The sequence below is a fragment of the Croceicoccus gelatinilyticus genome (genome assembly GCF_018398395.1).
GTDB classification, from domain to species: Bacteria; Pseudomonadota; Alphaproteobacteria; order Sphingomonadales; family Sphingomonadaceae; genus Croceicoccus; species Croceicoccus gelatinilyticus.
Genome location: NZ_JAHCBF010000005.1, coordinates 275,978 through 298,843, shown reverse-complemented (window position 1 = coordinate 298,843; position 22,866 = coordinate 275,978). Strand labels below are relative to the sequence as shown.

At 65.1% G+C, this 22,866-nt stretch carries 22 protein-coding genes and 1 tRNA gene; 6 read left to right on the top strand and 17 right to left on the bottom strand.

Annotation, left to right across the window (positions count from 1 at the left end; genetic code table 11):
• Window positions 1–130: 130 nt before the first annotated feature.
• Window positions 131–550 carry a PaaI family thioesterase gene (locus KIH45_RS12855; protein WP_213176417.1) on the top strand — a complete coding sequence of 140 codons (420 nt, stop codon included), beginning with the start codon at window positions 131–133 and terminating at the stop codon, window positions 548–550.
• On the opposite strand, the gene KIH45_RS12850 is transcribed toward KIH45_RS12855, so the two are convergent.
• From KIH45_RS12850 to purC, 6 genes are all read right to left on the bottom strand, one after another.
• A complete protein-coding gene (locus tag KIH45_RS12850) occupies window positions 537–905 on the bottom strand; it encodes a YkvA family protein (protein ID WP_213176416.1) in 369 nt (122 codons plus the stop codon). The genes KIH45_RS12855 and KIH45_RS12850 overlap by 14 nt on opposite strands.
• A 13-nt stretch (window positions 906–918) precedes the next feature.
• Window positions 919–1,596 carry a phosphoribosylformylglycinamidine synthase subunit PurQ gene (purQ, locus tag KIH45_RS12845; RefSeq protein WP_213176415.1) on the bottom strand — a complete coding sequence of 226 codons (678 nt, stop codon included), beginning with the start codon at window positions 1,594–1,596 and terminating at the stop codon, window positions 919–921.
• Window positions 1,597–1,598: 2 nt separating this feature from the next.
• Window positions 1,599–1,832, bottom strand: coding sequence for a phosphoribosylformylglycinamidine synthase subunit PurS (purS, locus tag KIH45_RS12840; protein WP_225899887.1), 234 nt, complete (start codon window positions 1,830–1,832; stop codon window positions 1,599–1,601).
• 151 nt (window positions 1,833–1,983) lie between these two features.
• Window positions 1,984–2,424 (bottom strand): DUF4168 domain-containing protein, encoded by a 441-nt coding sequence (locus KIH45_RS12835; protein WP_213176413.1) that lies wholly within the window; start codon window positions 2,422–2,424, stop codon window positions 1,984–1,986.
• A 285-nt stretch (window positions 2,425–2,709) separates the two neighbouring features.
• Window positions 2,710–5,541 carry a M16 family metallopeptidase gene (locus tag KIH45_RS12830; protein ID WP_213176412.1) on the bottom strand — a complete coding sequence of 944 codons (2,832 nt, stop codon included), beginning with the start codon at window positions 5,539–5,541 and terminating at the stop codon, window positions 2,710–2,712.
• 95 nt (window positions 5,542–5,636) lie between these two features.
• A complete protein-coding gene (gene purC, locus KIH45_RS12825; RefSeq protein ID WP_213176411.1) occupies window positions 5,637–6,419 on the bottom strand; it encodes a phosphoribosylaminoimidazolesuccinocarboxamide synthase in 783 nt (260 codons plus the stop codon).
• A 193-nt stretch (window positions 6,420–6,612) separates the two neighbouring features.
• Between purC and KIH45_RS12820 the strand changes: the two genes are divergently transcribed.
• The gene (locus KIH45_RS12820) at window positions 6,613–7,038 is read left to right on the top strand and encodes a MaoC/PaaZ C-terminal domain-containing protein (RefSeq protein WP_213176410.1); all 426 of its coding nucleotides are present in this window, start codon (window positions 6,613–6,615) and stop codon (window positions 7,036–7,038) included.
• Here KIH45_RS12820 and KIH45_RS12815 read toward each other — a convergent pair.
• From KIH45_RS12815 to infA, 8 genes are all read right to left on the bottom strand, one after another.
• Window positions 7,035–7,658, bottom strand: coding sequence for an ATP-binding cassette domain-containing protein (locus KIH45_RS12815; RefSeq protein ID WP_213176409.1), 624 nt, complete (start codon window positions 7,656–7,658; stop codon window positions 7,035–7,037). The two genes, KIH45_RS12820 and KIH45_RS12815, sit on opposite strands and share 4 nt — an antisense overlap.
• Window positions 7,648–8,334: a molybdate ABC transporter permease subunit gene (gene modB / locus KIH45_RS12810; RefSeq protein WP_213176408.1), complete on the bottom strand. Its 687-nt coding sequence runs from the start codon at window positions 8,332–8,334 to the stop codon at window positions 7,648–7,650. The genes KIH45_RS12815 and modB overlap by 11 nt, the downstream gene beginning before the upstream one ends.
• Window positions 8,334–9,146 carry a molybdate ABC transporter substrate-binding protein gene (gene modA, locus KIH45_RS12805; protein WP_225899886.1) on the bottom strand — a complete coding sequence of 271 codons (813 nt, stop codon included), beginning with the start codon at window positions 9,144–9,146 and terminating at the stop codon, window positions 8,334–8,336. The genes modB and modA overlap by 1 nt, the downstream gene beginning before the upstream one ends.
• Window positions 9,147–9,249: 103 nt before the next feature.
• A tRNA-Phe gene (locus KIH45_RS12800) sits at window positions 9,250–9,325 on the bottom strand.
• A 104-nt stretch (window positions 9,326–9,429) separates the two neighbouring features.
• Window positions 9,430–9,603, bottom strand: coding sequence for a DNA gyrase inhibitor YacG (locus KIH45_RS12795; protein ID WP_066761162.1), 174 nt, complete (start codon window positions 9,601–9,603; stop codon window positions 9,430–9,432).
• On the bottom strand, window positions 9,600–10,574 hold the full coding sequence (locus KIH45_RS12790) for a ribonuclease E/G (protein ID WP_213176407.1): 975 nt from the start codon (window positions 10,572–10,574) through the stop codon (window positions 9,600–9,602). The genes KIH45_RS12795 and KIH45_RS12790 overlap by 4 nt, the downstream gene beginning before the upstream one ends.
• Entirely contained in the window at window positions 10,567–11,142 is a 576-nt protein-coding gene (locus tag KIH45_RS12785; RefSeq protein WP_213176406.1) for a Maf family protein, read from the bottom strand. The genes KIH45_RS12790 and KIH45_RS12785 overlap by 8 nt, the downstream gene beginning before the upstream one ends.
• Window positions 11,143–11,151: 9 nt before the next feature.
• Entirely contained in the window at window positions 11,152–11,397 is a 246-nt protein-coding gene (gene infA, locus KIH45_RS12780) for a translation initiation factor IF-1 (RefSeq protein WP_066761159.1), read from the bottom strand.
• A gap of 225 nt (window positions 11,398–11,622) precedes the next feature.
• Between infA and KIH45_RS12775 the strand changes: the two genes are divergently transcribed.
• Window positions 11,623–14,052 carry a TonB-dependent receptor domain-containing protein gene (locus tag KIH45_RS12775; RefSeq protein ID WP_213176405.1) on the top strand — a complete coding sequence of 810 codons (2,430 nt, stop codon included), beginning with the start codon at window positions 11,623–11,625 and terminating at the stop codon, window positions 14,050–14,052.
• Here the strand turns inward: KIH45_RS12775 and KIH45_RS12770 are convergent.
• The gene (locus KIH45_RS12770; protein ID WP_213176404.1) at window positions 14,049–14,759 is read right to left on the bottom strand and encodes a hypothetical protein; all 711 of its coding nucleotides are present in this window, start codon (window positions 14,757–14,759) and stop codon (window positions 14,049–14,051) included. The genes KIH45_RS12775 and KIH45_RS12770 overlap by 4 nt on opposite strands.
• 184 nt (window positions 14,760–14,943) lie before the next feature.
• Between KIH45_RS12770 and uvrC the strand changes: the two genes are divergently transcribed.
• Both uvrC and folE read left to right on the top strand, forming a co-directional pair.
• Complete coding sequence (gene uvrC, locus KIH45_RS12765; protein ID WP_213176403.1) at window positions 14,944–16,884, top strand: excinuclease ABC subunit UvrC; 1,941 nt, start codon at window positions 14,944–14,946, stop codon at window positions 16,882–16,884.
• A 57-nt stretch (window positions 16,885–16,941) separates the two neighbouring features.
• Window positions 16,942–17,550: a GTP cyclohydrolase I FolE gene (gene folE / locus KIH45_RS12760; protein WP_213176402.1), complete on the top strand. Its 609-nt coding sequence runs from the start codon at window positions 16,942–16,944 to the stop codon at window positions 17,548–17,550.
• A 90-nt stretch (window positions 17,551–17,640) separates the two neighbouring features.
• Here the strand turns inward: folE and KIH45_RS12755 are convergent, their stop codons facing one another.
• Window positions 17,641–18,294 carry a TetR/AcrR family transcriptional regulator gene (locus tag KIH45_RS12755; protein WP_213176401.1) on the bottom strand — a complete coding sequence of 218 codons (654 nt, stop codon included), beginning with the start codon at window positions 18,292–18,294 and terminating at the stop codon, window positions 17,641–17,643.
• A gap of 103 nt (window positions 18,295–18,397) precedes the next feature.
• On the opposite strand from KIH45_RS12755, the gene KIH45_RS12750 reads away from it, so the two are divergent.
• Window positions 18,398–20,962 carry a DUF2339 domain-containing protein gene (locus tag KIH45_RS12750; RefSeq protein ID WP_213176400.1) on the top strand — a complete coding sequence of 855 codons (2,565 nt, stop codon included), beginning with the start codon at window positions 18,398–18,400 and terminating at the stop codon, window positions 20,960–20,962.
• On the opposite strand, the gene KIH45_RS12745 is transcribed toward KIH45_RS12750, so the two are convergent.
• Window positions 20,944–22,818 (bottom strand): AMP-binding protein, encoded by a 1,875-nt coding sequence (locus KIH45_RS12745; protein ID WP_337925485.1) that lies wholly within the window; start codon window positions 22,816–22,818, stop codon window positions 20,944–20,946. The genes KIH45_RS12750 and KIH45_RS12745 overlap by 19 nt on opposite strands.
• Window positions 22,819–22,866 lie beyond the last annotated feature (48 nt).

The following is a 22,866-nucleotide window of genomic DNA, read 5'->3' as shown; positions in this document are numbered from 1 at the left end:
ATTGCGCGGGAGCGGGGCCGACGATTTGAAAGAGCGGCGCTCACGATGGCCACATCGGGGTGTGTAGGACAGCAAAACCCTGCTCATAGGGTCAGTTCGGTGAAGGCTGGCGCCCCGCTAGCGTCGCGCCATGCAGACAGAAACCGACAACGCATCCGAACTGTTCGACAAGGTTCTCTCGCCCGGCGGTCGCACGCTGGGCACGAAGTTCATCGCCTACGATACGGATGAGCGGAAAGTGACCCTCTCGTTCGAGGCTTTGCCCGAATTCACGAACATCCTCGGCAACCTCCACGGCGGTTACGTGACTGCAATGCTGGATGAGGCAGCGGGGATGGCGGCGAAGCTTTCGCTCCCACTGACGAAGGCGGTGCCGTCGCTGAGCTTCACTGTGAACTTCCTGTCCCCAACGCCGGTGGGGACGGTGATCGGTGAAGCGCGGGTTATCAAGCTGGGCCGGACGACCGCCGTTCTGGAGGCGAGCCTTCAAACGCCAGAGGGAAAGATCTGCGCGATGATGACGGTGACGGCAGCGGTCATCGATATCTGATTATCAGCCACACCCCGCCGAGCGCGACAGCCCAGATCACGATCACCGCGATCAGCCCCGCGGTAGAGCGCGGCTTTGCCATCGTTTCGGCTCGTTTGCGCAAGTCCGCCATCACTGGCGCGGGTATCAGGCGTAGCGCCAGCCAGATGCCCGCAGGGACGATCAGCAGGTCGTCCAGCAGGCCCAGCACGGGAATGAAATCGGGGATCAGGTCGACCGGCGACAGGGCATAGGCGGCGACCGCGCCGGCCAGCACTTTTGCGCCCATCGGCACACGCGGATCGCGCGCGGCAAGCCAGAGCGCGATCACGTCGCGTTTCAGCGCCTTTGCCCAATGTTTCAGCCGGTCCAGCATGCCGGCGGCCGGTTTACGCGACCGAGAGCCCTTCGAAAACGCCTTCGAACAGCGCGCGGCCATCATCGCCGCCCTGCGCTGCCTCGATCTTGCGTTCGGGGTGGGGCATCATGCCCAGCACGTTGCCCTTCGTATTCAGGACGCCTGCGATGTCGCGGGCCGAACCGTTCGGGTTGTCGGCATAGCGGAACGCGACCTGGCCTTCGCCTTCAAGCCGGTCCAGCGTCTCATCATCGGCGTAGTAGTTGCCGTCGTGGTGGGCGACGGGGATGACGATTTCCTGACCCTTGGAATACTTCGCGGTGAACAGCGAGGTATCGTTGCCGACGATCAGCGGCACTTCGCGGCAGACGAAGTGGATGCCGGCATTGCGCATCAGCGCGCCGGGCAGCAGGCCGGTTTCGGTAAGGATCTGGAAGCCGTTGCATACGCCCAGCACCGGCACGCCGCGTTCGGCTGCTTCGGCAACGGCGCGCATCACGGGGCTGTTCGCGGCCATCGCGCCCGAACGCAGGTAGTCGCCATAGGAGAACCCGCCCGGAACCGCGATGAAGTCGAGGCCTTCGGGCAGGGCGGCATCGCCGTGCCAGATGCGGGTTGCAGGCTTGCCCGAAACCGCCTCGATCGCCACCGCCATGTCGCGGTCGCAGTTGGAGCCGGGAAAGGTGATGACACCGGCGGTGAAGGCCATGGTCAGCCCACCTTCTCGATGCGGTAATTCTCGATCACCATGTTGGCGAGCAGCTTGCGGCACATTTCGTCCAGCGCCTCGTCACTGGTGTCGTCGGCGACATCCAGTGCGATCAGGCGGCCTGCGCGCACGTCGTTTACGCCGGAAAAACCCAGTCCTTCGAGCGCGTGGTGGATCGCGCGGCCCTGCGGATCGAGCACACCGGGCTTGAGGCTGACGTGGACGTTGACCTTCATCGAAGGGCCTTTCGAAATGGCTGACTTGGGATTCGTGGTGCGCCTATGCCGTGATTGCGCCGCGCCCGCAAGCAAGCCGCCCCCAATACCACGAAAAAGGCCCCGTCCTTGCGGGCGGGGCCTTGATCTTGTGCGTATCGCGATAAAGCGATCAGCCGCCGACCTGTTCTTCGGTCTCGGCTTCGGCTTCGGCAGTCGCGGCAGCAGCCGGGGCCTCGGGGGCCGGGCGGCGGGCGAACGCTTCGGCAACGCGTGCCTTCATGGTTTCGTCGGTCTGCGACTTGGTCGCGATCTCGTTGAACATGTGCGGGTCGAGGCCCGAACCGCTCACGGCGGCGACCATGGCGGCCTGCTTTTCTTCAGCCGACATCGTCGCGTCCTGGGCGACTTCGTTCACCTTGATGGCAGCGGCCGCGAACTTGTCGAGGTCGGCATCGGTGACCGGCGTTGCTTCGGGGGCAGCAGCTTCTTCAGCAGCGGCAGCGGCGGGTGCTTCGGCTGCGGGCGCTTCGGCTGCAGCTTCGTCCTGAGCGAGTGCGGGAGCGGCGGTGAGGGCACCGGCCAGCGTCGCAACAGCGAGGAATTTCTTCATCGTCCAAGTATCTCCGTTTGGGTGATCCGGCGGCCTTGTGTCGGTTCAACCCCATTGGTCGCAAGGACGGGTTCCACGAAGCGTTCTTCATGCACGACGAGCCGTTAAGGCGTCATGAATGGCCGCTTAATATCCGCAAAGTCCAAGTGCGGCCAAAGAACGAACAAGTAGCAATGTGATGCTTACTTGCGCCGATGAAAGCCTCGCTCATGAGAGGTTGGAGAACAAGCGAAAGTACAATCGACAAGTATAATTACGATGAACTTTCACTTATTCTTCATTGCTTCACAGGCTCGGCTCTGTCGCGCCCTCTGGAATGGCGATCATCTCGACCGCGCCGCCGGCCGGCAGCCACTTGCGCGCCGCCTGCTGAAGCTCTTCCGGCGTGATCGATTCGAGCCTTCCGCGATAGGCCGCGAACCTGGCGAGCCGGTCATCCTGGCTCTGCGCGCGGTCGACGAGGCCGAGCCAGCCCGCGTTCGACTTCAGCGCGTTGTCGTACTTGTCGAGCATCGGCTGACGGGCGCGCTGGACGAGATCGGCGGAGATCGGCTCGTCCCGCAGCTTGCGCATCGTTTCCTCGATCGCCTCAACCGAAGGCGGGATTTGCGAGAGATCGACGCCGACGTTCAGCAGGAAGAGGCCGAAGCCGGGGTAGGTCTGGCTCATCGACGACGCCACGCCCGGCGAATAGGCCTGGCCCAGACGTTCGCGCAGTTCTTCGGTCAGCGCGATGTCGACCACGCTCTGCAAGAGTTCCAGCCATGCCGTCAGGGCCGCGTCGCTGTCGTCCGTCGTCGGGAAGAAGTAGCGGATGACGGCCTGGTCCTCCTGTCCGCCGTGGCGCACGAAGACAGGGCCGCGCGTTGCGGTGAAGCTGCGCTGCCGGGCGTCGGTGCGGGGCAGGAAGGCCGGTTCGCGGGTGGGCAGGGCGCCGATAGTGCTCCCGACCATGGCGATCGCTTTGTCCTCGTCGATGGCACCGACGATCCCGATCTCGATCGCGCCCTTGGCAAGGCGGTCGGCCATGGCTGCGCGCAAGTCCGCAAAGTCCAGCGCCTCGTAAGCCTCGATCGACTGGATCGTGTAGCGCGGATCCTTGTCTGACAGGATTTCCATCTGGCGCGTGGCAAGCGCCGCGTTGGGCGTTGCGTCCATGCGGGCGAAGCGGTCGGGCAACTGGCGGCGATAGGCGGAGATCGCCTCGCTGCGGTAGCCCGGATCGGTCAGGTAGGCGGCAACCAACTGCAGTTGCAGGCCAAGGTCGCGCGGCGTGGTCGTCCGGGTGGAAGTAAACACCTCACCCGATGCGCCAAGCCTTGCGCCGACGTTGCGTCCGGCAAGGATGGTCTCAAGTTCGTCCGCGCTGTGTTCGCCAAGTCCGCCTGCAGGCAGGGTGGGGGCGAGTTCGACCGCGAGAGGGTTGTCCTTCGTCTTGAGGAGGTCGCCGCCATCCAGCGAGACCCGGACGATCACCTGGTCTTCGGCAAGATCGGTCTGCTTGATGTTCAGGCGGACGTTGTTGGCGAAAGTAACGCGGCGGATGTCGTAAACGGGATCGCGTCCGTCGCTCACCACCGTTCCGGCGGGGCCGAAGTCGGTATAGGCGAACTCGGTCACTTGTGGCGGTGCGGTGTCGGCCAGCGGGGCGTCCATCGCCTCGTCCCATGCGGCGCGCAAGGCGGCGGTGCCGCCTTCCGGTTCGGTCCGGCCCGAATAGCGCAGCATGGCATCGTCCAGCGGCACCATTTCTTCCTTCAGCGCGGCCAGCACGGCATCGGGCGTGATCTGGCTTTCCATTGCGCGCAGGCGTTCAAGGCTGGCGCTGGGCAGCGTCGGAATTTCGCCTTCGCCAAAAAGTTCGAGAATATCGCCCGTCAGCGCCGCATTGGTGCGCGTGGTTTCGCCGGCGGCGGCGTCTTCCTGTGCGGTGATCAGCTTGGCGAGCTGTTCGGCGACTTCGGCCTCGCTGAACCCGCCGGCAAGCGCGCGGCGATATTCGGCGACGGCGGCATCGATGCCGCGCTTCCATTCGCCCTCTGTCGTATCGACGACGAGGCGCGAGATGCGGCCCATGCGGAACATGTCGCTGGTGCCGATGCCGGCTGATTTGAACGGCGGGTCATCCTGCCTTGTCAGGCGCTTCAACCGGCGGTTGACGATGGCATATCCGACCCAGCGCAGAACGGCCTTTCGGCGCGATGCGGCCGTGTCGGGCGCAAGTTGCGGCTGTCCCTGACGCGTGGCGGTGACGCGTTCGGGAAGGGCAGGGTGGATGTAGATGTCTTCGGCAGGCGCGCGGGTCAGGTCCACGGTGCCATATACGCGATCGGGGACCGACTGGCTCTTCGCCTGCCAGTCAGAGAACTTGGCCTTGATCTGCGCCTCGACCTCTTCGACCGGATAGTCGCCGACAACCGTCAGCACGGCGAGTTCTGGCCGATAGTTGCGTTCCCAATATGCGCGCAGCGCTTCGCCATCGGCGGCGTTCAGCGTTTCCAGCGTGCCGATCGGCAGGCGGTCGGGATATGTCGCGTCGGGCGCTTCGAAGGCGAACCGGTCAACCACGTCCTGGAACTGATAAGTATTCCGGTCGCGGCGTTCGGAAAGAATGATGCCCTTTTCGCGCTGCACCGCTGCGTCGTCGAACAGCAGCTCGCCCGCCGTTTCGCGCATCAGCATCAGCGCGGTGTCCAGCAGGTCGGGCGTGTTGGTCGGCAGGCTCAGCTTGTAGATCGTCGTATCGAAACCTGTCGATGCATTGGTGTCCGCGCCAAAGGCCAGCCCCTTGCGTTCGAGCAGGGCGACCATCTCGCCTTCGGGCACATTGGTCGACCCGTTGAAGGCCATGTGCTCGACATAGTGGGCATAGCCCTGTTCGGCGGCGGTTTCGTCCAGCGAGCCTGTGTCGAAACGCAGGCGCACTTCGGCGGTGCCTGCGGGCGTTGCGTTGTGGCGGATGACGTACGTCATGCCGTTCGCCAGACGACCGATGCGCAGTGCCGGATCGGGCTGGAGATCGCTTGCGGCCAACATCGCCTCGTAAGGCGGCAGGCCGGATTGCGATGGTCGCGCGCTGGCCGGGATCGCCGCATCGGGTGCGGCGGCCGGCTGCACGACGGCGACGTCAGCGTCGTCGTACGCCGTGGTGCAGGATGTCAGCAGAAGGGCGGCTAGTGCGACCCAGGTTCCCGTAACGCGCTGTTTTTTGATTATTTCTTTCCTCTGAGCTTCCTGTGATGCGCGATGTCCGCGACTTCACTCGGCCCATCTTCCTGCAACACGCCAAGGCGGCGTGCCACTTCCTGATAGGCGTCCTCTTCTCCGCCAAGGTCGCGGCGGAACCGGTCCTTGTCCAGCTTTTCGTTGGTGGCCATGTCCCACAGGCGGCAGCCGTCGGGGCTGATCTCGTCTGCAAGGATCACGCGGCTGTAGTCGCCGTCCCAGATGCGGCCAAATTCCAGCTTGAAGTCGACAAGGCGGATGCCGACCGCGGCGAACATGCCGCACAGGAAGTCGTTGATGCGGATTGCCATCGCGGACATGTCCTGCATCTCTTCGTTGTTCGCCCAGCCGAAGCAGGCAATATGCTCTTCCGCGATCAGCGGATCGCCCAGCGCGTCGTCCTTGTAGTAATATTCAAGGAGAGTGTGCGGCAGCGGTTCGCCTTCTTCCAGGCCGAGGCGCTTGGAGATCGAGCCGGCGGCCACGTTGCGCACCACGACCTCAAGCGGAATGATCTCGACTTGGCGGACGAGCTGTTCACGCATGTTGAGGCGGCGGATGAAGTGCGTCGGGATGCCGATGTGCGACAGGCGGGTGAACACGAACTCGCTGATGCGGTTGTTGATCACGCCCTTGCCATTGATCGTGCCCTTTTTCTGGGCGTTGAACGCGGTGGCATCGTCCTTGAAGTACTGGATGATGGTGCCCGGTTCGGGGCCTTCGTAAAGGATCTTGGCCTTGCCTTCGTAGATCTGGCGGCGACGCGACATGGGCTGGACTTTCTTCGCAAAAACCAAGCCCCGGCCTTGCCGGCCGCCGTTTGAAAAGCGTCTACCGGAAACTGCCGGGGCGTCTTGCCCGCCCTATAAGCGAACGAGGTGCAAAAGCAAAGCCGATGCGGCTTGTCCTTGCGCCTTTGCCCCGCTTAACCTGCGCGGCAGGGTTGCAAGGGGCGTGACGGACATGAACGAGGCGGGGGGACAGGTCTGGCTGACCGACTGGATGGAGGTCAGTTCGGACATGGTCGAACAGTTCGCCGACCTGACCGAGGACTGGAACCCGATCCACGTTGACGAGGACGCGGCCCGCGCATCGGGCCTGCCGGGGACGATCGCGCACGGTTTCCTGCTGATCTCGCTGCTGGCGCCCCTGCTGTCCGATAGCGGGCACCCGCTGGGCGATACGCCGAACCTGTTGAACTATGGCTTCGATAGCCTGCGCTTCATCGCGCCGGTGCCGAGCGGCAGCCGCATCCGCGCGCATTTCCGCGAGGCAGGGGCCGAGCGGGTGAAGCTGGGCACGCGCTATGCGATGGACGTCGAGCTCGAGGTCGAGGGCGGTGGGCGGCCCGCGATGGCCGCGCGCTGGATCATGCTGAAGCGGGGCTAGGAAAGCTCGACCACTTGCGAGGCGAGTCGGTCGACTTCGGCGCGGTCGTGGCTGACGTAGAGAATCGGCAGGGCGAGGTCGTCGCGGATGCGTTCGATAACCCGCAGGATGCCGTCGCGCCGGTCTGCGTCGAGAGATGACAGCGGTTCGTCCATCAGTAGCGCGCGGGGGCCGGACAGCAGCGCCCGCCCGATGGCGACGCGCTGCGCTTCCCCGCCCGACAGGTGCCGGACCGAGCGGTCGAGCAATGCGCCGATGCCGAGAAATTCGGTCGCCTCGCCAAGGTCCATGAAGCGGCGATCTTCGGGTGCAAGGTTCCAGCCGTAGAGCAGGTTGTCGCGCACCGACTTGTGCGGGAACAGGCGGCCATCCTGGAATACGTACCCGCAGCCGCGCTTTTCAGGTGGGAGGGCAATCCCCGCATCGGCATCGAACAGCGTGACGTCGCCGATGCGGACGTGGCCTGATGTCGGGCGCACCAGTCCCGCCACTGCGTCCAGAACCGTCGTCTTGCCAATGCCGGAGGGGCCGAACAGCGCGGTGATCCCTGCCGCCGGTGCGATGCGGACCGATACGGTGCGCCGCCCGCGCGGGACCGACAGGTCGATGTCAAAGGACATGGCTGCGCCCTCCCTTGCGGACCAGCCATTCGGACACGAGCAGCGCGGCGAGCGAGAGCACGACCGAGGCGATTGCCAGCCGCGTGACGCTGGCCTCTGCGCCCGGCACTTGCAGCGCGGTGTAGATGGCCAGCGGCAGGGTCCGCGTCTCGTCCGGTACGTTCGAAACGAAAGTGATCGTCGCGCCAAATTCGCCCAGCGAACGCGCAAAGCCCAGCACGACGGCCGCGCCGATACCGGGAAGGGCAAGGGGTAGCGTGATCGTGGCAAAGGCGCGCACGGGCGACGCGCCCAGCGTGCGCGCGGCGGTTTCAAGCCGCGTGTCTATCGCTTCCAGCGACAACCGGATCGCGCGCACCATCAGCGGCAGGGCCATGATTCCCGCCGCTAGCGCCGCGCCGGTCCAGCGGAACATCAGCGTCGTGCCGAACAGTGCGGAAAGTGTGCGTCCACCCCATCCGCCCGCGCCAAAGAACAGCAGCAGCAGCCAGCCCGTCACCACCGGCGGCAGGACCAACGGCAAATGAACCAGCGTGTCGAGCAGCATCCGCCCATAGAACCGCTTGCGCGCCAGCAGCCATGCCAGCGCGAAGGCGATAGGAAGCGTCAGGATGATCGCAGCGGCCGCGACCTTTAGCGAAAGGCCGACGATCGCCCATTCGGCAGGCGACAGCATCAGGCCTCCGGCTCTTCTTCCCCGGTCTCGTCCGCCATCGGCGGCGGACCGAATCCGTATTTTTCGAAGATCGAGCGGCCTTCTGCCGACAGCAGGAATTCGCGGAATTCCTCAGCCCCTGCGGTCTGCGACCGTTCGGGAATGGCGATGGGGTACGTGATTGGCGCGTGGCTTTCCTCGGGGAAAAGACCCACGATCTTCACGTCCTGATCGGCGATCGCGTCGCTTCCGTATACCACGCCCAGCGGGGCATCGCCGCGGCTGACCAGGGCGAGCGCCGCGCGCACGTCGGCCGTCTGTGCGATATGATCCTTCACTTCGCCCCATGCACCGATCGAGATCAGCGCGGCCTTGCCATAGCGGCCCGCGGGGACGGCAACGGGATCGGCCAGAGCAAGGCGTCCCTCGCCAATGGCGTCGGCCCAGCCACCGGCTTCGGGAAAGGCGGCGTCGCTGTCCTTGGGTGCGATCAGAACCAGCGAGTTGCTGGCAAGAATGTCGCGGGTGCCATCGCGCAGCGAAACGTTCTGGTCGAGCCAGTCCATCCACCGCGTGTCGGCGGATACGAACAGGTCCGCGGGCGCACCGGTCGCGATCTGGCGGGCCAGCGCGCCGCTGCCTGCAAAGGATAGCGTGGGTTTCAGATGACCCTTGGCCGCCCAGGTGTCGGCCGCTTCGGTCATCGCCTCCTGCGTGCTGGCAGCGGCAAGCACCAAAGGCGCGCGCGGGGCAGGGTCCGCACCGCAAGCGGTGAGAGAGAGGCTGGAAAGCAGGGCGAGAACGGCAGCAAGAAAGCGCATGACGTCACGCATAGCGGTTTAGCATTTGATATAAAAGGATGAGACCGCCGCCAGTCAGGGTGATTGACCGCATACCGGAGACGGGAAGGGGCCTGCTTTTTCGCTTTGGGAAAAGTGGTGCCCGGGGACGGAATCGAACCGCCGACACTGCGATTTTCAGTCGCATGCTCTACCAACTGAGCTACCCGGGCATTGCCTTGCGGCAGGCCGCGTCGCGGAACGGACAACCATGCTGTCCGGCGACGGGAGCGGCGCATATGGCCAAAGCCGCGCCGCCTGTCCAGCCCCTATTTCATCAATATTCTTCATCCTCTTCGCCGGTCGGCACGCGGGCCGGTTCGCCGGGGATCGCATAGCCGTCGTCCAGCCATTTCGCGAGATCGCGGTCGCGGCAGCGGGGCGAGCAGAAGGGGGTGTGTTCCTCTTTGCGCGGCTTGCCGCACATCGGGCATTTCTTCGCAGTCGTCATGGCTGGACCGCCTGCGCGAATCCGGCGTGAGGCGCAAGGCCGCCATCCGATTCGATCCGCACCTGTCTTCCGGTCCGGCGGGTGAGCTGCGCTTGCCAATCGTCCGAAATGAAGCTGGCAACCCCGGGATGACAGTGCAGCACCAACGTACCCGGTTCGGTGACGCCCTCTGTTCGGCGCACCAGCATCCGTGCGAGCGATGCCATGCGGTGGCGGCGATAACGGTGGAGGATCGACGGGCCGGTAAGGCGCGAGACGACCTGCACGAAACCGAACCCGTTCATTGCGGTGCGTTCGTGCGGGAAAGCGGACAGCGCAGCTTCCAGCGCCTCGTCCACTTCGCGGCGGTCTGCCTTCGCCTCGATCGTCGGGAAGTCGATGCCGATCGAACCGCCGATGTCGAAGCGGTGCAGCGCATCGGCAATCGCGGGCACGGCGGCCAGCGACAGCGGTTTGGGCGCGAGCGCGCCGTCGATGTCGATCAGCGTCATGGCAGGTGTGGGTGACAGGAGCAGCGAGCCGCCATTGAACGCGATCACGCCGTCAAGCGCATCGGTCGCCAGTTCGTCCCAGCCTTCGACCGGAAAGCGGTGGACCATGCGGACCGGGTGACCCTCTGCCTTGAGGACATCGGCGAGCGTCGGGGCGGGGCGCAGCCGCTTGTCGCTCGGGCGGCCCTGTGCGCGCTTGATGCGGCTGCCTTCGCCGATTTCAGCGCGGGTGATCTCGATGCGGATCGCGGCGCCTTCGCTGGCCTCTTTCGGCAGGCGGTCGACGAGGACTTCGGTGCCGTCATCCAGCCTTGCCGTCCCGCGCTTCGATCCGGCGCTGCGCGAGGCTAGCTTTGCCTTCACCACCGCGCCTGCGGCCAGTTCGTCCGGCCAAGCGACTTTTGCAGCGACGATTTCGCCGGATTCGACAAGGATCGCGCGGGTCTCGCCGATCCCGTCCTCGATCAGCCATTCAGCCAATCGGGAAACCTGCGGATTTCAGGAGGGCGCGGGTCTCGAACAGCGGCAGGCCGACCACGCCCGAATGGCTGCCCTCGATCCAGGCGATCAGCCCTTCGGCGCGGCCTTGGATGGCGTAGCCACCGGCCTTGCCCTCCCACTCGCCGCTTTCGATGTAGGCCTCGATCTCTTGCCGGTGCAGCGGCTTGAAACGCACGACCGTTTCGGACAGCCGTTCGCGGATCGTGCCGTCGGGCGCGCGCAGGGCGATGGCGGACAGGACGCGGTGGCGCCGCCCGCTCATCAGGCGAAGGCACTCGCGCGCGGTGTCGGCATCTTCCGCCTTGGGCAGGATGCGGCGACCCACGGCGACCACGGTGTCGCCTGCAAGGACATGCGCTTCATCGCTGGCCGCGGCCTCTGCCTTCTCGCGCGCCATCCGCGTGGCATAGGGGCGGGGCAGTTCGCCTTTCAGCGGACTTTCGTCGATGTCGGCAGGGGATACGCCGTCAGGTTCCAGCCCAAGCCGCGCGATCAGGTCGCGGCGGCGCGGGCTGGCAGAGGCGAGGATGAGGCGCGGGGGCGCCATGGCCGCAGGTTACTGCGGCCCGGGGCCGCCGCGACCGGGCATGAAGCGGTAGGTGATGCGACCCTTGGTAAGGTCGTACGGCGTGAGTTCGACCAGCACCTCGTCGCCCACCAGCACGCGGATGCGGTTCTTGCGCATCTTGCCGGCGGTGTGGCCGAGGATCTCGTGATCGTTTTCGAGCCGCACCCGGAACATCGCGTTCGGCAGCAGTTCGACAACCGTGCCGCGCATTTCGAGGAGTTCTTCTTTGGCCATAAGGGGCTGCTTGCGCCCTTCCTTTCACTTCATCTTGTTATGAAAAACGTGCGCGCGCCTTTAGCCGCACCTGCGGGAAATGGGAAGCCCAAGCCGCTTTTTCAATTTGGCTGTACCCGACTGGAGGGCAGTTTGCCCCCAATTCGCCGTAATCACAGCGCGATGCGACAAAATGATACGCGGCGCGACTTGTGACACAATGCCCCCGTTGCCAGCTATGGGGCCATGAAATTCAGCCCCCTCCTGACCGGCACCGCAGTGCTGGCCGTAACCCTTTGTGCCAGCCCTGCTGTCGCGCAGGACGCCCCCGTCATCGAGATGGAGGACAACGAGATCGTCGTCACCGCCGAACGCATCCGCGGACAGGTGGAGGCACCGCAGGCCCCGATCGCGGTTCTGGAAGAGGACGAAATCGCCAGTTACGGCGTCGCATCCCTTGCCGAACTGATCGACGAACTGGCCCCGCAAACGGGTTCGGCCCGTGGTCGCGGTGGCGGCAGGCCCGCGTTTCTGGTGAACGGGCGGCGCGTCAACGGCTTTCGCGAAATGCGCAACTATCCGCCCGAAGCGATCCGCCGTGTCGAAATCCTGCCAGAGGAAGTGGCGCTTCGGTATGGTTTCCGCCCCGACCAGCGTGTCGTGAACTTCATCCTGAAGGACAACTTCGTCTCGGTCAGCGGGGACCTTGAATACGGTTTCCCCTCGGGCGGCGGCTATGCGACCAACGAGATCGAGGGATCCTTCCTGCGCATCGACGGCGATAACCGTTTCAACATTGCGTTCGAGGCGGAGGACAGCTCGATGCTGACCGAGGCGGAGCGTGACGTATCGTCGGTTTCCGCCACGCCGCTAACGGGCGATGCCGATCCGGCGGCCTACCGCTCGCTCGTGGCCGACAGCCGCGACCTGCAATTGAACGCCAACTGGACCAAGAGCCTTGGCGAAGGCGGGCTTGGCGGGGCAATCACTTTGAGCGCCACGGCCACGCGTTCGGACAGCCTGTCGTGGCGCGGGCTGGACGCGGTGACGCTGACCGACGGCGACGGCAACAGCGCCTATCGCACGCTTTATGACGAGGATGCAGGCTTTGGCCCGCGCATCCGCGATACGAAGAGCCAGGGCTTTGAACTGGGCGCAAGTTACGACACGCGGCTGGGCGATTGGGGCCTGACGGCGACGACCAACTGGGCGCACGACGAGACCCGCACGTTCACTGACGCCAGCGCCGATGCAAGCGCATTGCAGGCCGCAGTGGCGGCCGGGACGATCGCCTACGACGCGCCGGTGGCGACCCTGCTGTCGAGCGGTCTGGTCGAAGCGCGCGATACCTATCGCGCCGATACGAACACCGAATCCGTATCCTCGCTTGTCACGCTGACCGGACATCCGGTGGTTCTGCCTGCAGGCGAACTGTCGCTGGTGCTGAAGGCCGGATACGATTGGGACGACATCGACAGTTCCGACACGCGCAATCCGCTTAGCGATGCGAAGCTGACCCGCGGCGATGCCAGCGGTGGTTTCTCGGTCGGCGTGCCCATCGCCAGCCGCCGCGAAGGGTTCCTGTCCGCCATCGGCGACCTGACGCTCGACCTGTCGGGCGGTGTCAATCACCTCTCCGACTTCGGCACGCTGTTTGATGGAAGCGCCGGTCTTAACTGGGGCGTGACCGAGAATCTCGACCTGCAGGCAAGCTATATCTACCGCGAAGCAGCCCCGACGCTGAGCCAGCTAGGCGCGCCGCAGGTCATTACCACGGGTTCGACCGTCTATGACTTCACCAACGGGCAGACCGTGCTGGTCGACATCCTGTCGGGCGGTAATCCCGACCTCGTCGCGGAAAAGCAGAAGGACTGGAAGTTTTCGCTGAACTGGGACCTGCCGGTACTCGACCGTTCGCGATTCATCGTCGAATATTACGACGAGAATTCGACCAACGTGTCCTCCTCATTCCCCGTCCTCACCCCTGCGATCGAGGCCGCGTTCCCCGACCGCGTCGTGCGCGATGGCGACGGCAACCTCGTTTCCATCGATCAGCGCCCGGTGACTTTCGCCAGCGAGAATGGCCAGCGCATCCGTTACGGCCTCGACATTTCCGATCGCATTGCGGGCAATGAAGAAGAGGGCGCAGACGGCGGAAGGCGCGGCGGCGGCGGACCCGGCATGCGTCCGGGCGGCCGCAGTGGCGGGCGGTGGAGCGCCGCCATCTATCACACGTGGCGTCTGCAGCAGGACGTTCTGATCAGCGAGACCGGCCCGTCGCTGGACCTGCTCGACGGCGATTCCCTGACCAGCAGTCCCACCGCACGGCACGAGGTCGAGCTTCAGGGTGGCATCTTCTACAACGGCATCGGCCTGCGCCTGTCGGGCAATTATTACGGCGGTTCCAGCGTCGACGGCAGCACCGCGACCGGGTCCACCTCGCTCGACTTCCACCCCTATGCCACCTTCGACGCCCGCCTGTTCGTGGACCTCGAACGGCAGTTCAAGGACGTCGACTTCCTCAAGGGAAGCCGCTTCTCGATCCGCGTCGACAATATCTTCGATGCGCAGCAGCGCGTGACCGATGAATTCGGCGTCGTGCCGGTCAGCTACCTGCCCGACTTCACCGACCCCAAGGGCCGCTTCATCGAGCTCGATTTCCGCAAGCGGTTCTAGAAGGCCGCGCCGAGGCTGACGCGGACCATCCCGTCGGCCTCGTAGTCGGAGAGCGGGACCAGAAAGCCGAGCGTCGCTTCGAGGCTGTCGCCGATGGCCAGCGATGCGGCGGGGCCGGCGAAGTGGGCGTCGTCGACAAGGAAATCGCCGGTCGAGCCGAGATCTCCGAACGCCTCGAAGCCGAGGCGCAGGCGCTCGCTCGCCGCATAGTCGGCCAAGACAGCGTAACCGAACGTCACCGGTTCGCCGCCCGCCAGGTCATTGGCTGCGACTAGATCGACCAGCACCGCGACCGGCCCGCTTTCGTGTTCGAGCAATAGTGAGAGCGCGGTCGCGTCCGTGCCGTGCAATACCGCGACATATTCGGCCTTCATCGCCAGATCGACGCTACCCAGCGAGCCGAGTTCATAGACCCCCTCGATCGCCACCGCATCGGCATCGCGGCCTTCGCCGGGGACGCGCACGAAATCCGCTGCCAGCGTAATGCCGAACCGGTCGGTCACGCCATAGCCAAGCTCGCCGCGCAGCACGTCCTCGCCGCCGAGGTCATCGCCGACCAGCCGGTCCCAGCGGGCCAGCACGCCGATCTCCCCCTCCTCGACATTCGCGCCTGAAGCCGCCGCGCCAAGGCCGGGGGCGGCAAGGGCAGGGGATGAGCCGAATATTGCGGCAAGCGTCAGGGTGAGGGCGAGCGGTCTGGCGGTCATGGATCCTCCGGCGAGTGCTGTAGATCATCAGAATGACGGCACTGCCGATGCGCAACCGAACGCGGTGCCATCGGCCCTTCGCAGCAGGAGGTCGGCCCGAAACCGGTCCCCCGCGCCGAAATACAGGGCGAAACAGGCGGATGACGGTTCCCTTTGGTCGCTGCGATTCCTATCTGGAACGACCATGTCGCGCGCCAAAGCCGGAACCCCGCCCACACCCACGGGCAGCGAACGCTTTCTTGAAGAGAAGGCGACCGCCGCAGTGCGCGGGTCGCAGCCGGATATAGAGGCAGGCGTCAACGCCATCCGCGAAGTGCAGCGCACGCTGAAGCCGAAACCGGGTGTCTACCGCATGCAGGATGCGCGCGGCGACGTGCTCTATGTCGGCAAGGCGCGTGCGCTGAAGAACCGGGTGGCGAACTACACGCAGGTCGAACGCCTGCCGCTGCGCCTCAAGCGCATGGTCGCGCAGACGCGGTCGATGACGATCGTGACGACCAACAGCGAGGCGGAAGCGCTGCTGTTAGAGGCACAACTGATCAAGCGGTATCGCCCGCCGTACAACGTGCTTCTGCGCGACGATAAAAGCTTCCCCTTCATCCTGCTGCGGTCGGACCATTCCTACCCCCGCATCATGAAGCATCGCGGGGCGCGGCGGGCCAAGGGCAATTACTACGGCCCCTTTGCCAGCGCCGGTTCGGTCAACACCACGATCAATGCGCTGCAGAAATTGTTCCTGCTGCGGTCCTGCACCGACAGTTTCTTCTCGCGCCGTGACCGGCCCTGCCTGCTCTACCAGATCAAGCGCTGCTCGGCCCCGTGCGTGGGCCGCATAGACGAGGCCGGCTATGCCGAACTGGTGGGCGAGGCGAAGGACTTCCTTGCCGGCAAGTCCAGCGCGGTCCAGGCCAAGATCGAGAAACAGATGGCAGAGGCCGCCGAAGCGCTCGACTTCGAAACCGCTGCCATGCTGCGCGACCGTCTTCGCGCGGCAACCTTCATCCAGGGCAGCCAGGCGATCAACGCGGCGGGCGTCGGCGATGCGGACGTTTTCGCCATGGCCACCAAGGGCGGGCAAGTCGGGATACAGGCGTTCTTCATTCGCGGCGGCCAGAACTGGGGCCACCGCGCCTTCTTCCCGCGCCATACCGAGGGGCTGGAGGAAGAGGCCGTGTTCTCCGCCTTCCTTGCCCAGTTCTACGAGGAAGTGCCGCCGGCCAAGACCATCCTAGTCGACCGCGAATTGCCCGACCGCGAATTGCTGGAAGAAGCCTTTTGCGAAAGCGCAGGCCGCGCCGTCGCGATCAGCGTGCCGCAGCGCGGCGACCGACGCCGTTTGCTCGAACAGGCCAGCCGCAATGCGGTAGAGGCGCTGGACCGCAGATTGGCCGAAACCAGCACGCAGGCGGCGACCATGCGGGAAACCGCCGAATTCCTCGACCTGCCGGACATTCCGCAGCGGATCGAGGTCTACGACAACTCGCACATCCAGGGGACAAATTCGGTCGGCGCGATGATCGTGGCCGGGCCGGAGGGGTACCTGAAGAACCAGTACCGAAAGTTCAACATCAGGAAGGCCCAGTCGAACGACGACTTCGCGATGATGCGCGAAGTGATGGAGCGGCGCTTTTCCCGCGCGATGAAGGAAGACCCGGATCGCGAGGGCGGTATGTGGCCCGATCTGGTGCTCATCGACGGCGGGAAGGGGCAATTGTCCGCCGTGATGGACACGCTGGAAGAACTGGGGATCGAGGACGTGAATGTCGTCGGCGTCGCCAAGGGGCCGCACCACGGCCGCGACGGGCGCGAGGTGTTCCATTTCCCCGACGGACGCGAAAAGACGCTGCCGACCAATTCTCCGGTGCTGTTCTACCTGCAACGTCTTCGCGACGAGGTTCACCGCTTCGCCATCGGCGCCCACCGCGCCAAGCGCAGCCGCGCCATCCAGGCGAGCCCGCTGGACGAAATTCCCGGCATCGGCCCTGCGCGCAAGCGGGCGCTGCTCCTGCACTTCGGCACGGCCGGAAAAGTGCGTGCGGCGGGGCTGGAAGACTTGCGCCGCGTGCCCGGCGTTTCCGCTGCGGTGGCGCGGCAGATCTACGATTTCTATCACCCCAATGGCTGAACGACTGGCAGAGCGCGACAATCGTCCCTACCTGACGGGCCGAAACGGAGAAGATGAATGAGCAGCCTCGTAGGCCCTGACGAAGACAACCCGCTCGGAAAGCCGCCGGTGCCCGACGATGTGCAGGACGCGATCCGCACGCTGATCCGCTGGTCCGGTGACGATCCGGAGCGTGAGGGCCTGCTCGACACGCCCAAGCGCGTGGCGCGCGCGTGGAAGGAATATTGCGTCGGGTATCAGGAAGACCCCGCGATCCACCTGTCCCGCGTGTTCGAGGAAGTCGGCGGCTATGACGAGGTCGTGCTGCTGAAGGACATCCCGTTCCAGTCGCACTGCGAACACCACATGGCCCCGATCATCGGCAAGGCGGCGATCGCCTATCTGCCCAAGGACCACGTCGTCGGCATCTCGAAGCTGGCCCGCGTGCTTCACGGCTATGCCCGCCGCTTGCAGATCCAGGAACGCCTCACCGCCGAAGTCGCGCAGTGCATCTGGGACCACTTGCAGCCCCACGGCGTCGCCGTCGTGATCGAGGCGAGCCACGCCTGCATGACCGCGCGCGGTGTGCGGACCCCCGGCGTCGCGATGACGACCAGCCGGATGATGGGCACGTTCCTTGAAGACCAGCGCAGCCGGAAGGAAGTGCTCTCCCTGATGGGCTACTGATTTCAGATCGTCTTCGGACCTGTGCTTGGCTGCAAATCGCGGATCGATGCGCTTCCGGTGCTCACGTACTAAAGTACGCTGCGCTCCGGGTCACAGCGATCTACGATTTTCGCTGTCGCCCAGACCCGAATCCGACCTGAAATCTTCAGCGCGATACCCGTGCGCCGCCAAGCTCTCCCGCACGCGGGCGAGGGCGGCGCCTTGGGGGTCGGGTTCTTCCAGCAGTGCGAAGCTGCCCGACACCACGAAACTGCAATGCCCGTGCACGACCGCGACGAGCGAGCGGGCGAGCCGCACCAGATCGGCATCGGTGCCCGCCGGCAGGACGGCGCGAATCTCGTCCTCGACGATCTGGGTCAAGCCGGCGCGGCGGGCCTTGTCCTCGTCGGGCAGGTCCAGTCCTTCGGGCAACCGGTGCGCGTAGATCGCCGACCAAAGTTCGGGCGACTGCTGCGCAAAGGCGAAATAGCCATCGACCAGCGCGGCAATGCGGTCGCCATCCGCGCTTTCCAGCCGGTCGCGCAGGATTTGCGCCCAGACTTCGAAACTGCGCGAATTGATCGCGACGATCAGCCCGTCGACCGATCCGAACAGGTTCGAAATCGTGCCGACCGAATAACCGACGCGCTTGGCCACTTCGCGGCCGGAGAACTTCGCAAGCCCCACCTGCGCCAGATGGGCGTGCCCTTCGCTTATGAAGAGCGCGCGCAGTTCTTCTCTCGTATGGTCTGACCTGCGTCCCATGAAGGGCGGTCTAACCGAACAAATGAACACTGTCCAATAAATATATTGAACACCGTTCAGTAATCGGTTATCCCCGCCGCGACGAAGGGGAAGGACATTCGCGATGGAATGGATTGTCATCATCGGATTGGCCGTGGCGCTGTACCAGTTGTGGCGCAGGGTCGAGCGGCTGGAGGAACGGCTCTCGATGCAGGAAATGCTGGGCCGCCGCCCTGTCGTTCCGGTCGAGGAAGTGCCTGTCCCCGTGGCCGAACCGGCTGCGGAAGTCCCTGAACCTCGCGAACCGGCGGTGGCAACGACGGTGCCGCGCGTAAAGCGGGCCGTTGCCCGTGTGACCGGCGCCGCTTCCGCGATCGCCGCGCCCTCCAAAAGCGATGAAGCACCGCGCGAAAAGGCTGGCATCGCTTTCAATTTCGAGGACCTGTTCGGTCGCCAACTGCCGATCTGGGCGGGCGGCATCACGCTCGCCATCGCGGGCTTTTTCCTTGTCATGTACGCGATCGAACTGGGTCTGCTGTCGCCTGCCGTGCGCGTGCTGCTTGGTTTCGTCTTCGGCGGCGTGCTGATTGGCGGGGCTTTCGTGGCCGAGAAGATGGAAGAGCGTATTGCCGACATCCGCGTGCCGCAGGCGCTGGCGGGTGCGGGCATCGCGACGCTCTATGCCTGTTTCTACCTTGCGGGCACCGGATATGGTCTGATCGGGGCAGGGTTCGCCTTTGCAGGGCTCGCCGCCGTGACGGCGGGCGCGATCTACCTGTCGTTCCGGTTCGGACTGCCGTGTGCGGTGCTGGGTTTGCTGGGCGGGTTTGCCGCGCCGATGCTGGTGTCGGCTGAAGAGTCCAACCTGCCGATCCTGTCGATCTATCTCGCGCTCGTGTCGGCGGGGCTGGTCCTGACCGGCAATCGTCAGCAGCGTCCCTGGCTGGGTGCTGCGGCGATGGGCGGCGGCTTGCTTTGGGGTCTGCTCCTGCTGTTCTCGCAGGACCTGACCTTTGCCGACCAGCTTTTCGTCGGTTTCTACCTGATCGGTGTCGGTGCCGTGCTGCCGACGGCGCTGGGCGAAGTGCCTTTCCGCCACTGGCTGCGCGCAGGGGCAGGGGCTTTTGCCGCGCTGCAGATGGCGATCCTGATCGATCAGGGCGGATACTCGCTGCTGGCATGGGGGCTCTACGTCCTGCTTGGCGGCGCGTTGGCGTTCTTGGCTTGGAAAAAGCCCGAACTGCGTGATCCGCAGGCGCTTGCCGCTGCGATTGCGGTGTTCATGCTCGCATTCTGGCCCAACCCGGAAGAAGCGGAATTCGCCCTGATCGGCGCGGCGATGGCAGCGATTTTTGCCGTGGTCCCGCTATTCCACATCTGGCGGGGAGAGCGCCTTCGCGCCGACGTCGTGCAGGTCGCCGGTTTCGCACCCGGCCTCGCACTGGCTGCGCTGTGGCATTATGGTGATGTATTCCATGACTTCCTGCCGGTGATGGGCGCGGTATCGCTGGCGTTGGCTGCATTGCCTGCGCTCGCTGCCTCGCGTCTTGCGCCCGACAGGGGCTGGAAGGTCTGGCTGCTGGAAACTTCGGCAGCGCTGACGACGGTCGTCGCGATTTCGCAGGTGCTGGACGTCGACTGGGGCGCGATTGCCTGTGCGGCGGCGGCCATCGGCCTGGCGTTCGGCCTGCCGCGCCGTGTCGCGGCGGCGCGGGCGTTCGCTGTTGTGGCTGCGGTGTTCGCGTTTTTCCCGACGATGGCGTGGTTCGACATCGGTATCGAAGCGATTGCCGGTGAGCCGTTCTACCTTTCCGATCTGGAAAAGTGGGAAGACACGCTGCTGTACCTCGTCCCGGGCGTACTGGCGTTCCTCGTCCTCGCATGGCGACAGGCGGGCATCGGATCGCGCCATGTCGTGCGCGGTCTCGCGGTCTTGGGCGGGGCAGGGGCGGTGATCGCGCTGCACAGCATCTACAAGCTCGGCTTCGCGATCGAAGGCTACACGCGCTTCATGAACTACGGCCTTGCCGAACGAACTGTCTGGGAAGCGCTGCTTGTCGCGGCTGCCTTCGCGCTGACGCAAGTGCAGGGTCGGTTTGCCTGGGCGCGGACGGCGGCGATTGCCTTGCTGGGCGCGGCGCTGGCGCATTTCGGGTGGTTCACGCTGCTTTGGCACAACCCGCTTTGGAATGCGCAGGCCGTTGGGCCCGTCCCGGTCGCAAACCTTGCGCTGGCGGCCTATGCCGTGGCGGTGGCGGCGCTCGCCGTCCTCAAACCGCTCGGCAATGCGGCATGGCGGCGTGCGGCGGATATCTCGATCATGGCGCTGCTGCCGGTGCTGGCCATCACTCTGCTGCGGCAGGCGTTCAGCGGATCGATCCTCACCGCCGTGCCGATGGGACAGGGCGAGGACCTGCTCCGCTCGCTCGCCGGGATCGTGCTGGCCATCGGCTACCTGCTCTGGGGTGCGCGGGCAGAGGACCGGACGTGGCGCATCGGCTCGCTCGTCCTGATGATCCTTGCGGTGGGCAAGGTGTTCATCGTCGATGCCGCCGTGCTGGACGGGCTGGCCCGCATCGGCAGTTTCCTTGCCCTCGGCTTCAGCCTGATCGGGATCGGCTGGTTCTACTCGCGGATCCTGTCGCGGCCCAAGCCCGAGGGCGCGACGCCTCAGCCCTCTGCGGGCTGAGGCGCGGCCAGCGCGATCAGGCCGTCGATGACCGAGGGGTCCTCGATGGTCTGCGGCACGACGATCTCGTCGCCGTTCAAGATCGCGCGAAGCAGGTTGCGCAGGACCTTGCCCGAACGCGTCTTGGGCAGGGCATCGGCGAAGAAAACGTCACGCGGGGACGCGATCGGGCCGATATCCTCGCGGATGGTGCGCACGATGTCCTTTTTCACCGCGGGCAGGTCTTCGGTGCCGGGGCGGGTGATGACGAAAGCGACGGCCATCTCGCCCTTCAACTCGTCAGACGCGCCGACGACGGCGCATTCGACGACTGCGGGGTGATTGGCGACGACTTCCTCCATCTGGCCGGTCGAGAGGCGATGTCCGGCGACGTTGATGATGTCGTCGGTACGGCCCATGATGTGGATGAAGCCGTCCTCGTCGATCATGCCGGCATCGCCCGTGGTGTAGTGGCCGGGGAAATCGACGAAGCCCGACGCGAACTTTTCGGGGTTGTTCCACAGGGCGCGAAAATTGCCCGGCGGCAGCGGCTGTTCGATTAGCAGCGTTCCGACCTTGCCGGCGGCTGCATCCTCGCCCGCTTCGTCCTTCACCTTGAAGCGATAGCCCGGAACCGCGCGGCCTGCGCTGCCCGGCTTGATGTGCGTTTCGCCAAGCCCGAAGCAGGTGGCGATGGCGGGCCAGCCCAGTTCGGTCTGCCACCAGTGATCGATCACCGGCTTGCCAAGCTGCTCCGCGATCCATAGCAGCGTGTCGGGATCGGCGCGTTCACCTGCAAGGAACAGGGCGGTCAGGCTGGCGAGGCTGGCCTTGGCAATGAAGTCGCCATCAGGATCGGCGCGGCGAATGGCGCGGATCGCGGTGGGGGCGGTGAAGAGGACTTTCACCTGGTGCTTGTCGATCAGGTTCCAGAAGATGCCCGCATCGGGCGTGCCGATGGGCTTGCCTTCGAACAGGATCGTCGTCGCGCCAGCCAGCAGCGGGGCATAGACGATGTAGCTGTGCCCCACGACCCAGCCGATGTCAGAGGCGGCCCAGAAAACGTCGCCCGCCTCGATCCCGTAGATGTTCTTCATCGACCATGACAGCGCCGCGGCATGGCCGCCGTTGTCGCGCACCACGCCCTTGGGCGTGCCGGTCGTGCCCGAAGTATAGAGGATGTAGAGCGGATCGGTGCTCGCCACCGGAACCGGATCGACGGGGCTGGCCGCATCGTAGGCCGCCTGCCAGTCGATGTCGCGATTGGCGACGAGATCGGCGTGAAGCTCCTCGCGCTGGAGGATGATGGCGACGTCGGGCTTGTGCGAGGACAGCTCGATCGCCTTGTCGAGCAGGGGCTTGTAGGCAATCGTGCGCCCCGGCTCGAGCCCGCAGGACGCCGACAGCACGGCAGCAGGTTTGCAGTCGTCGATGCGCTTGGCGAGTTCCGGCGCGGCGAACCCGCCGAACACGACCGAATGGATCGCGCCGATGCGTGCACAGGCAAGCATGCCGAAGACCGCTTCGGGCACCATCGGCATGTAGATGACGACACGATCACCGGTCTTCACGCCCGCTTCGGTCAGCATCCCTGCCGTGCGGGACACGCGTTCGAGCAGTTCGTCGAAGGTGTATGTGGATGATTTTCCGGTGATCGGGCTTTCGTAGATCAGCGCCTGCTGGCTACCGCGCCCTGCCGCGACGTGGCGGTCGACCGCATTGGCGCAAGTATTGATCTTGCCATCGGGAAACCAGCCGTCGGTGGCCTCGTCATGGGCGGTGGTCGGTTCCACGTCCCACTCCAGCGTTTTCGCGACGTCCATCCAGAACCCCTGCGGGTCTGCGTGTGCCGTTTCGAAAGCCTTTTCGTATGCCACCTGGAGTCTCCCTCAAGACATTTGCGTTACTTCACATTCAACGATCTT